Annotated in this window: 4 protein-coding genes; all 4 read right to left on the minus strand. The window is 66.5% G+C overall.

Annotated elements, in window-relative coordinates:
* Nucleotides 1-961: LysM peptidoglycan-binding domain-containing protein (locus VAE46_RS12730; RefSeq protein ID WP_322797317.1), on the minus strand; the 961-nt coding region annotated here is incomplete at its 3' end.
* Between the two features lie 15 nt (nt 962-976).
* Nucleotides 977-1,585: a ubiquinol-cytochrome c reductase iron-sulfur subunit gene (locus VAE46_RS12735; RefSeq protein WP_322797318.1), complete on the minus strand. Its 609-nt coding sequence runs from the start codon at nt 1,583-1,585 to the stop codon at nt 977-979.
* A gap of 6 nt (nt 1,586-1,591) precedes the next feature.
* Nucleotides 1,592-2,476, minus strand: a complete 885-nt coding sequence (locus tag VAE46_RS12740; protein ID WP_322797319.1) for a hypothetical protein — start codon at nt 2,474-2,476, stop codon at nt 1,592-1,594.
* A gap of 33 nt (nt 2,477-2,509) precedes the next feature.
* On the minus strand, nt 2,510-3,125 hold a 616-nt coding region (gene extP / locus VAE46_RS12745; RefSeq protein ID WP_322797320.1), incomplete at its 5' end, for a selenite/tellurite reduction operon b-type cytochrome ExtP.

A 3,125-nucleotide genomic window follows, 5' to 3' on the forward strand; every position in this document is an offset into this window, starting at 1 on the left:
CGTCGTCGTTGGCGGTGGTAACGGTCTGCGGGTTCAGCCGGCGGAGCTCGGCGGCGGTGATGCCGTGCTGGTCAGCGATCGACTTCGCGGTATCGCCGGCGGCGATGATGTAGGTGGCGCCCTCGGGCAGCTTCAGGACTTCGCCGGGGAAGAGGCCGGCGCGCGGGGTGCCGTCTTCGGTGAAGAGCTGGAGGGTTGCGACGCCGCGCTTCTCGCTGAATTCGTAGCGGATGTTGTTGAGGTCGGCGAGGATGATGGCGCCGACGTGCTGGGAATCGGCGATTTTGCGGAGCGTTTCGTTGTCTTTGTAGACGGTGTAGATGTAGCCCTCGGGCATGGCCTTGAAGCCGGGGATGCGGACGCGGGTGTTCCTGGGGAGCACCTCATCGACGTTGCGGTTGCCGTTGGCTGCGGAGATTTCGCGGTAGCCGATGTCGTGGTTAACGGCGATGGTATCGAGGGTATCGCCGCCGACGAGGGCGGTGAGCTCGTGGTTGAGGTTGTGTGCGAAGTGTTCGGCTTCGACCCACCACTTCGAGGTGGGGACGCCATCGACTTCGGTGTCTTCGGGGGCGGTGATGAGGTTGATGAGGTGTTCGATCTGGATGGCGTTGAGGGAGCCGCCGTTGGTGTTGAGCCAGGCGGGCATGCGGGTGCCCGCGCGGCCACAGTAGAGCGTGCGGCGGAGCATGGCCTTGTTGGCGGCGAGGACGAGCGGGTCCTGGTTCTTGAGCTCGGGGGTGTCGAGGGGGAGGCCGACGCCGCCCTGGCCGCGGTTGCCATGGCAGGTGCGGCAGTTGTTGGCGTAGAGGAGGGCGCCGCGTTCGCGGGACTGGTCGAGGGTCCACTCCTCCTGGGAGGGGGCGCGGACGGGGAGGTCGATGGCGGCGTAGGCGGCGCATCCGCCGACGGTCATGAAGAGCAGGGCGACGATGAGGACGATCTGTTTCTGGGTGTTCAACCGGGCCTCCCGTGCCTAGACGTAGGGTACGGCGCGCAGTGGGTTATCGATGGCGCCGCTGGTGATTTGACCGGTATTGACGCTGAGGGAGCCATCGCCGTTGACGCGGATGGCCATGGTGTCCATGGGCCGGGGTGCGGGGCCGAAGACGCGGATGCCGGCCTTGGAGTAGGTGGAGCCGTGGCAGGGGCAGCGGAACCAGCCGATGATGCCGGGGAAGTTGACCTGGGCGCCGTTGAAGGCGGGGTTCCAGGGGACGGTGCAGCCGAGGTGGGGGCACTTCCAGTAGAGTGCGAGGAGGCCGCCGGTGCCGCCGGCCTGGAGGACGTCGCCTTCGGGGCCGTTGAGGTTGACGAGCCAGAATTTTCCTTCGGGGATGCGGACGGGGTCGGCGCCGGCGCGGGGCACCTGGCTGGCGGGGACGGTGACGATGCCGCCGAAGCCCTTCGGCTTGCGCAGGTTGAAGAAGCCGAGGAAGGAGGCGAGGAGGCCGCCGGTGAAGAGGGCGAGGCCGGAGAAGGCGCTCACGCGGAGGAAGGAGCGGCGGGCGAGTTTGCGGGCTTCGATCTGGCGGGCCCGTTCGATGCGCCCGGTGGCGCGGGGTGCGGAATCAGCCTGTGCCATCGATGGTTACTCCTGACCCGGGATGCCTTCGCTGACTTTGAGGTCCCAGGGGAAGACGAGCTGCTGTCCCTGGCCGCGGAAGCCGGTGCCGACGACGGTGAGGACGCCGAAGACGACGACGAAGCCGGTGAAGAGGGCGAGAAGGGCATCGCGCCGGGTGACGACCCAGTTCATGCGCCAGAGGGTGTAGATGAGGAGGCTGGGCAGGCCGACGAGGGCGACGATCGGGATGGCCTGCTCGACGAGCCAGCCGGGGAAGTCGAGGTGCTGGAAGGTGGTCGGGCCGCCGCGGCCGGTGCCGTCGAGGATGCGGAGCTCGAAGGGGAGGTAGGTGATGCTGCGGGACCACTCGGGCCAGGGCAGCTGCGACTGCATCGAGCGGACGTTTTCGAGGAAGCGGAGGGTATCGCCGCCGGAGAGGCCGAACCAGCTATTGAGGAAGAAGGCGATTTTGCCGGTGTCCCAGAGGATGAGGAGCCAGGTACCGACGAAGGCGACGATGCCGGAGACGATGGTGATGCGCCAGGCGTTTTCGGTGCCGAACCAGACGCCCTGGCCTTCGTTGTCGCGGTCGAAGTAGGGGAAGGCGCCGAGGAGGATGAGCCACACGGTCGGCACGATGATGCCGGCCATGGCGGCGTTCATGTGCAGGAGGAGTTCCTGGAGGTTGAGGAGGTACCAGGGCGCCTTGGAGGGGTTGGGGGTGACGTCGGGGTTGGCCTGGTCGAGCAGTGGCGCGTTCATGAAGGTGGAGAGGACCAGCAGCGCCACCGTGAAGACGAGGGCCGAGATGAATTCGACAAAGATGAGGTCGGGCCAGACGAGGACTTCTTCGTCGCGCGCGCGGGGCTGCGGCCGGGCGACGGGCCTTGCTACGACAGCGGTTGCCATGCGTTCCCCTCTCTGAGTGTGTGACTCCGCTGGTTAGAGCGGGCGGGCGAGGCCGCCATCGCGGCGGATGCGCCAGAAGTGCACGGCCATGAAGATCGCGGCGAGCAGCGGCAGGCCGATGACGTGCAGCGTGTAGAAGCGGATGAGCGCGTTGGGGCCGACTTCGAAGCCGCCGAGCATCCAGAAGCGGGTCTTGGGCCCGAGGACGGGGGCGGAGCCGGCGATTTCGGAGCCGACGGTGATGGCCCAGAAGGCGAGCTGGTCCCAGGGGAGCAGGTAGCCGGTGAAGGAGAGAAGGAAGGTGAGGACGAGGAGGATGACGCCAACCACCCAGTTGAATTCGCGCGGGGGCTTATAGGCGCCGGTATAGAAGACGCGCATCATGTGGAGGAAGACGAGGATGACCATGGCGTGGGCCATCCAGCGGTGCATGTTGCGCATCAGCTGGCCGAACTGGACGGTGGTGGTGATGTTCTGGATATCGAGGTAGGCCCGCTCGACGGAGGGGACGTAGTAGAACATCAGCAGGATGCCGGTGACGGTGAGCCCGAGGAACATGAAGAAGGAGAGACCGCCGAGGCAGTAGGTGTGGGTGATCTTGACGTGGGTGCGGTGGATGCGGGTGGGGTGAAGGTGGAGGAACACGTTG

The sequence above is a fragment of the Tepidiforma sp. genome (assembly GCF_034433535.1).
Taxonomy (GTDB): domain Bacteria; phylum Chloroflexota; class Dehalococcoidia; order Tepidiformales; family Tepidiformaceae; genus Tepidiforma.

Coding starts and splice junctions, on each gene's coding strand:
- VAE46_RS12735 (WP_322797318.1), bottom strand. CDS start 1,585: ATGGCACAGGCTGATTCCGCACCCCGCGCCACCGGGCGCATCGAACGG.
- VAE46_RS12740 (WP_322797319.1), bottom strand. CDS start 2,476: ATGGCAACCGCTGTCGTAGCAAGGCCCGTCGCCCGGCCGCAGCCCCGC.